This is a genomic window from Empedobacter sp. UBA7611 (assembly GCF_002484365.1).
Taxonomy (GTDB): Bacteria; Bacteroidota; Bacteroidia; order Flavobacteriales; family Weeksellaceae; genus Empedobacter; species Empedobacter falsenii_B.
The window spans coordinates 1-7219 of the sequence record NZ_DLJR01000079.1; the positions used below are offsets into that span (position 1 = coordinate 1).

The window sequence follows — 7219 nt, forward strand, 5'->3', positions numbered from 1 at the left end:
AACAAGGGGAAGATTACACTTAGATTTACATCATAGTGAGAATTATATAGCATCTATTACTTATGATTTGAAATATAATCAAAGACAAGAACTTATATTTATAAAAATGATTGATAACAATAAATATAGATGTGAATTAGAAAAAATTAATTAATTATTTTTAATTCTATTAATTACTAATATCTAAAACGAGTTCATTTGTAATAAATGTGACATTACATTTATCTAAAACATGTTCGTTTGTAATAAATGTTAACTTACATTTATCTCAATCACATTTGTTTGTAATGTTCGTAAAGAAACTTTTATTACAAACAAGCCTGTTTTATCTTACCCGCGGACTAAGTTTATTATAAACAAGTCTGTTTGCAATGTCCGTAAAGAAGATTTGATTACAAACAAGGTTGTTTTACCTTTCCCAAGGACTCGGTTGATCACAAACAAGTCTGTTTTACCTTACCCGAGGACTCATTTTATTGCAAACAAGTCTGTTTTAGCTTACCAAATGTATTGTGTAAATGATTACTAAGAAGTTTTATTAAAAAAACTTTAAATTTTTATAGGTTTATTGTTAACATTTTCGTGAAATTAGCTACTTATAAAATACTCACACAAAATAAATTTAAAAATGCGTAAAATTTTTTATCCAGTTTTAGCTTCAGCTTTATTTTTAGCTTCAGCTCAATTGGCGTCTGCACAAGACAATTTAGTTAATTCTTTGAACAAAAATGTTAGTGAAAATAGTAAAGAAGCTTTCAAATTTACTGACGTTATCAATTTAGCTAAAACTCCAGTAGAAAACCAAGGTTCATCAGGAACTTGTTGGTCATATTCAGGAAATTCTTTCTTCGAATCAGAAATGTTAAGAATGGGAAAACAACCTATTCAATTGTCTCCAATTTTCAATGCGAGAAATACATATGTTGAGAAAGGAAAACAATATGTTCGCATGCACGGTGCAACAACTTTAGGTGACGGAGGTTCTTTCTATGATGTTTTGAATACAATCAAAAAATACGGAGCTGTTCCAACTGAAACTTACACAGGTTTGAATTACGGAACAAAAACAAATCAATTTGGTGAAATGGCTGCAATTCAAGAAGGAGTTTTGAAAGCGGTTGTTGCAAATCCAAATGGTAAATTAACACCAAACTGGGAGAAAGCCTATACAGCTGTTTTGGATAGCTATTTAGGAGAATATCCAAAAGAATTCACATACAACGGAAAAAAATACACACCACGTACATTTGCTGATCAAGTGGTAGGAATTAATCCAAACGATTATGTTGCGATTACATCTTTTAAAGATCACGACTATTACAAACCGTTTGTATTAGCGATTCCTGATAACTGGGCGTACGAATCTTTCTACAATGTTCCGATGACAGAGATGACTGATAACATTGATTATGCTTTGAAAAACGGATTTACAGTTGCTTGGGCAACAGACGTTTCTGAAAAAGGATTTAGCTGGAAAAATGGTGTGGCGTATGTACCAGAAGTTGATTTTGCAGATATGAATGCGCAACAAAAAGCAGATATGTTCAAAGGTCCAAAACCAGAAAAAGTAATTACAGAAGATATGCGTCAAGCTGCTTTTGATGATTACCAAACGACTGATGACCACGGAATGCACATTGTTGGTATTGCAAAAGATCAAAACGGAAAAGATTACTACATCGTGAAAAACTCTTGGGGTTTAACTAACGATTACGAAGGATATCTTTATGTAACAAAAGCTTTTGTTCAGTACAAAACAACAAATATTTTAGTTCATAAAAACGGAGTTCAAAAACAAACGTTGAAAAAATTAGGATTATAATCTTAATTTATATAATAATGAAAAGCTGTCTTATGAGACAGCTTTTTTTGTTTAAAAACGAATATTTCAAATGGTTTGATGTACTTTTGCAGTCTAATTTTTAGTCAATAAATATGCCTCAAAATGTAACAATACGCATATCTCCTACAGAAGCTGCAAACGAGAAACTTCTGAAACAACGTTTAGCATCTGCTGTTAAAACAAAACCAGAGAATATCAATGCTTACCAAATTATTCGTCGCTCTTTAGATGCACGAAGCCGAAATATTATTTCCCAATTACAAGTCAATGTTTTTGTAAATGAAGAATTCTCTGATGCTTTCGAGTTTCATCCAAATCTTCAAAATGTAGAAAACAAACACGAAGTTTATATTGCTGGTGCTGGTCCTGCTGGATTATTTGCTGCGTTAGAATTAATAGAACAAGGTCTAAAACCAATTATCATCGAGCGTGGTAAAAATGTTCGTGATCGTCGTCGTGATTTAGCAGCAATGAATAAAGAAGGAAAAGTAAATCCTGAATCAAACTATTGTTATGGCGAAGGTGGCGCTGGAACTTATTCGGACGGAAAATTATATACGCGTTCTACAAAACGTGGAAACATTCTGAAATCATTGCAATGGTTTGTCCATTTCGGTGCAACAGAGCGTATTTTACAAGAAGCGCATCCACATATCGGAACAAATAAGTTACCTGGGATTATCGCCAACATGCGCGAAGCAATTATCGAATGTGGTGGTGAAGTTTGGTTTGATACAAAACTAACGGATATTATCATCGAGAATAATCAAATCAAAGGAATTGAAATTAATCATGATAAAAAAATTAAAACTTCTTCTTTGATCTTAGCAACGGGACATTCGGCTCGTGATATTTTCAGAATGTTAGATGAAAAGAAAGTTTTAATCGAAGCAAAACCTTTTGCATTAGGCGTTCGTGTAGAACATCACCAAAGTTTGATTGATTCTGCTCAATACCATTGTCCAATCGGAACAGAACGCAACGAATTTCTTCCGCCAGCCTCGTATTCATTAGTTTCTCAAGAAGCAGGTCGCGGCGTTTTCTCTTTTTGTATGTGTCCCGGTGGAATTATCGCGCCCGCATCTACAGACGAAGGAGAATTGGTAGTAAATGGTTGGTCACCTTCTAAACGTGACGGATTCTTTGCAAACTCGGGAATGGTTGTAACAGTTGATGAAAAAGATTTTGCTAAATATGGTTTTACTGGACCTTTGGGTGGAATGAAGTTTCAACAAATGGTCGAGCAAAAAGCGTGGCAAGTTGGTGAAGGTAAATTAAAAGCTCCCGCACAACGAATGACTGATTTTGTTTCAGGGAAATTATCCAATTCATTAAACGATTGTTCTTATTTACCAGGTTTAACATCAGGTTTATTGAGCGAAGTTTTACCAAAAGAAGTTCATCAATCTTTAAAATTAGGTTTCCAAACATTTGGTAAAAAAATGAATGGTTACTATACTGAAAACGCAAATATTGTCGCAACAGAATCCAGAACTTCTTCGCCTGTTCGTATTCCAAGAAATGAAGAAACGTTAGAACATACGCAAGTTGCTGGTTTATTTCCTTGCGCTGAAGGAGCTGGTTACGCTGGTGGAATTATTTCTGCCGCAATGGACGGAGCAAAAGTTGCAATTGCTGTGAAGAATTTTATCGAAAAATAGTTTTATATTTAATACTCAAAATAAAATACGGATGTCAAGCTGAACTTGTTTCAGCTTCGCTTCTTTATAAATGATGAATCTAAAAAAAGTAAATAATTTCAAATTTTTATTGATTTCAGTAGTACTGATTTTGATTGGTTATTCAATCAACTTAATCGGTTGGAATATTGGAACAATTACAATTGTTTATTTTGGATTAGGTTTATTCTTTTTAGGAATTATTTCATTCATCATTTTACTATTTTTAGCTTTGATTAAAATTGTTAACAGAATTTAATGAATCTCTTAAAATCTATACTATTTGTTGGTTTAGGTGGCGCTTTTGGTAGTGTTGCAAGATTTTTAATTTCGTACGGAATCGGAAAATATTATTCACAACCTTTTCCATTTGCTACGTTTCTGACAAATGTTATCGGTTGTTTTTTGATTGGCGCTTTATATGGATATTCAATCAAAAATGGTTTAGGAAATACCTATTTCAATTTTTTACTGATAACAGGATTTTGTGGAGGTTTTACCACATTTTCTAGTTTTTCGTATGAAAATTTCAACTTAATTCAACAACAAAATTATATCACACCAATTATTTATATTTTTTCAAGTGTACTCATTGGATTAATCTTTACAATGATTGGTTTTAGATTAACGAAATAACTCTATATCGAAAATAGTTTTCTCTTATTCGTTTTAATGTGTTACTTTTAAGCAACTTAAAAAATTAATACATGAGGAAATCTATTTTGATCTGCGGAATCATTTTTGGTTCTGTATTTACTCACGCACAATTAAAAACAGTGAAAAAAACTGACAATAAAGGATATACCTACGAAATGGTAGAAAATGATCCTTCGAATACAAGAATTTATACGCTAAAAAATGGTTTGAAAATCTATTTGGCTCAAATAAAAGACGAACCAAGAATCCAAACTCATATAGCTGTAAAAACAGGTTCTAACAACGATCCAGAAGACAATACTGGTTTGGCTCACTACTTAGAGCATATGGTTTTTAAAGGAACTTCTAAAATTGGAACACAAAATTGGGCTGTTGAAAAACCTTTGATCCAACAAATTTCAGATTTATACGAACAGCACAAAGCAGAAAAAGATCCTGCAAAAAAAGTAGAAATCTATAAAAAAATTGATCAAGTTTCGCAAGAAGCATCCAAATATGCTGTGGCAAACGAATACGATAAATTAATTTCATCTTTGGGAGCATCAGGAACTAATGCACATACATCTTTAGAAGAAACAATTTATCATAATAATATTCCGAATAATGAATTAGAGAAATGGTTAACAGTAGAATCTGAGCGCTTTAGTGAATTAACTTTACGTCTTTTTCATACTGAATTAGAAGCCGTTTACGAAGAATTTAATCGTTCACAAGACAATGATGGACGTTTAGTTTTTTATAAAATGATGGAAACATTGTTTCCAAAATCGCATTACGGAACACAAACAACTATTGGAACTTCAGAACATTTAAAAAATCCATCAATGGTTGCAATTCATAATTATTTCGATAAATATTATGTAGCGAGCAATATGGCTGTGATGTTGATTGGTGATTTCGATTTTGATACGGCTGTTCCAATGATTGACAAATATTTTGGAAATTATGCTACAAAAGCAGCTCCTGCACAATATGTTGCAAAAGAAGAGCCGATTAAAACAATTGTAACAAGCGAAGTTTTTAGTCCATCTTCGGAACGTGTTCAGTTTGCTTACCGTTTTAACGGAGCAAAAAGTTCTGATGCAAAATATGTAACATTAATTGATTATATTTTAAGTAATTCTACAGCTGGATTAATCGACTTAAATATCAATCAACAGCAAAAAACATTAGGAGCAGGAAGCTCTTCTTCTTTCTTTAGAGATTATGGTATGCATTCTTTTTCTGGATCTCCAAAACAGGGACAAAGTTTAGAAGAAGTACGTGATTTATTAATTGCTCAGATTGAAAAAATCAAAAAAGGGGAATTTGATGATTGGATGATAGAAGCAGTTGTAAATGATTTAAGAAAATCTCGTATGAAAAGCTGGGAAAATACTCGTTCTTTAGCAGCAAGTTTGTACAAATCATATATCAATGATGTTCCTTGGGCAGAAGTTGTCGATCAATACGATGATATGGGTCGTGTAACAAAGCAAGAACTAATGGACTTTGCAAAGAATAATTATACGAATAATTATGTAATTGTTTACAAACGTCAAGGTGAAAACAAGGATTTGGTACGTGTTTCGAATCCTGGAATTACGCCAATTCAATTGAATCGTGATGCTGAATCTACTTGGTACAAAGATTTCATGAAGATTAAATCAAGTGAGATTAAACCAGTTTTTGTTGACTTCAAAAAAGAATTGAACGAAAGTAAAATCAAGAATGCAAAATTCACTTCGATTCAGAACAAGACAAACGATATTAGCTCTGTTTACTATATCGCGGATATGGGATCAGACAATAACAAAAAGCTTGGTTTAGCGATTAATTACTTAAATTATTTAGGAACGTCCAAATATTCGCCAGAAAACTTGAAAAAAGAGTTTTATAAAATTGGTGTTGATTATGGAGTTAATCCTGGTACAGAAAGAACTTCTGTTTATATCACAGGTTTACAAAAGAACTTAACAAGCGGAATCAAATTATTTGAACATCTTTTAAGTGATGCCGTTGCAAATAATGAATCTTACCAAGAATATGTGAAAACAATCTTGAAATCAAGAGAAAATTCAAAAAAGAACAAAAACGTGATTTCTTCTTTGTTGAACACTTATGCGCAATATGGACCAAATAATCGCTCGAGAGATATTATTTCTGAAGCTGATTTGAAAGCTATTGATCCAAAAGAATTAACGCAAATCATCAAAGATTTCTTTAATTACAAGCACCAGATTTTCTATTACGGAAATAATGAAGCGGAAACGAAAAAAGCAATTGAACAAAATCATAATTTCGGGAAAAATTTAGATTATCCTAAGAAAAAAGAATATCCACAACCAGCTACAGATGGCAAAGTATATTTTGCTCCTTACGATATGGTACAAGCGGAAATTAATTTCTTTGCTCGTGATACTAAATATGATCCAACTTTGTTGACATCTACAGGAATTTTCAATGAGTATTTTGGTGGAGGTTTGTCATCTATCGTTTTCCAAGAAATTCGCGAGTCTAAATCATTGGCTTATTCTGCTGGTTCTTATTACATTAATGCAAATAAAAAAGATAATTACAATTATGTAAGAGCTGTAATTGGAACACAAGCAAACAAATTGCCACAAGCTGTTGACGCAATGAAAGAATTAATGAATAATATGCCAAAAGCAGAAAATCAATTCAATAATTCTAAGCAAGCAGCACTTAAGCAAATCGCTACAAGTCGTTATACAAAAGCAAATGTGTTCTTTTATTGGTTATCATTACAAGATAAAGGTCTAAATTATGATATCAATAAAGATATTTACGATCAAACATCTAAATTAACATTAGATCAATTGGATCAATTTTTCCAAAAACATATCAAAGGTCAAAACTTCAATGTTGGTTTAATTGGTAAGAAAGAAAACTTAGATTGGCCATCTGTTGAAAAACTTGGACAAGTAAAAGAATTAACGTTAGAAGAGTTGTTTAACTACTAATAATCAAACACATAAAAACAAATAAACGCGTTTAGGAAATCCTACAACGCGTTTATTTGGTAGTATCTTACTAACTG

Annotated in this window: 5 protein-coding genes; all 5 read left to right on the plus strand. The window is 32.1% G+C overall.

The annotated features are described in order from the left end of the window. Nucleotides 1-628: 628 nt before the first annotated feature. The 5 genes from B3R94_RS13370 to B3R94_RS13390 all read left to right on the plus strand — a co-directional run bounded on the left by B3R94_RS13370 (nt 629) and on the right by B3R94_RS13390 (nt 7142). The gene (locus B3R94_RS13370) at nt 629-1822 is read left to right on the plus strand and encodes an aminopeptidase C (RefSeq protein ID WP_291101431.1); all 1194 of its coding nucleotides are present in this window, start codon (nt 629-631) and stop codon (nt 1820-1822) included. A 113-nt stretch (nt 1823-1935) separates the two neighbouring features. After that, nucleotides 1936-3504, plus strand: a complete 1569-nt coding sequence (locus tag B3R94_RS13375) for an NAD(P)/FAD-dependent oxidoreductase (RefSeq protein ID WP_291101434.1) — start codon at nt 1936-1938, stop codon at nt 3502-3504. Between the two features lie 70 nt (nt 3505-3574). Then, nucleotides 3575-3781, plus strand: a complete 207-nt coding sequence (locus tag B3R94_RS13380; protein ID WP_286482582.1) for a hypothetical protein — start codon at nt 3575-3577, stop codon at nt 3779-3781. After that, nucleotides 3781-4158: a fluoride efflux transporter CrcB gene (gene crcB, locus B3R94_RS13385; protein ID WP_280062828.1), complete on the plus strand. Its 378-nt coding sequence runs from the start codon at nt 3781-3783 to the stop codon at nt 4156-4158. Before B3R94_RS13380 ends, crcB begins: the two co-directional genes overlap by 1 nt. 71 nt (nt 4159-4229) lie before the next feature. Beyond that, entirely contained in the window at nt 4230-7142 is a 2913-nt protein-coding gene (locus tag B3R94_RS13390; RefSeq protein ID WP_115001672.1) for a M16 family metallopeptidase, read from the plus strand. Nucleotides 7143-7219 lie beyond the last annotated feature (77 nt).

Coding starts and splice junctions, on each gene's coding strand:
- crcB (WP_280062828.1), top strand. CDS start 3,781: ATGAATCTCTTAAAATCTATACTATTTGTTGGTTTAGGTGGCGCTTTT.
- B3R94_RS13370 (WP_291101431.1), top strand. CDS start 629: ATGCGTAAAATTTTTTATCCAGTTTTAGCTTCAGCTTTATTTTTAGCT.
- B3R94_RS13375 (WP_291101434.1), top strand. CDS start 1,936: ATGCCTCAAAATGTAACAATACGCATATCTCCTACAGAAGCTGCAAAC.
- B3R94_RS13380 (WP_286482582.1), top strand. CDS start 3,575: ATGATGAATCTAAAAAAAGTAAATAATTTCAAATTTTTATTGATTTCA.
- B3R94_RS13390 (WP_115001672.1), top strand. CDS start 4,230: ATGAGGAAATCTATTTTGATCTGCGGAATCATTTTTGGTTCTGTATTT.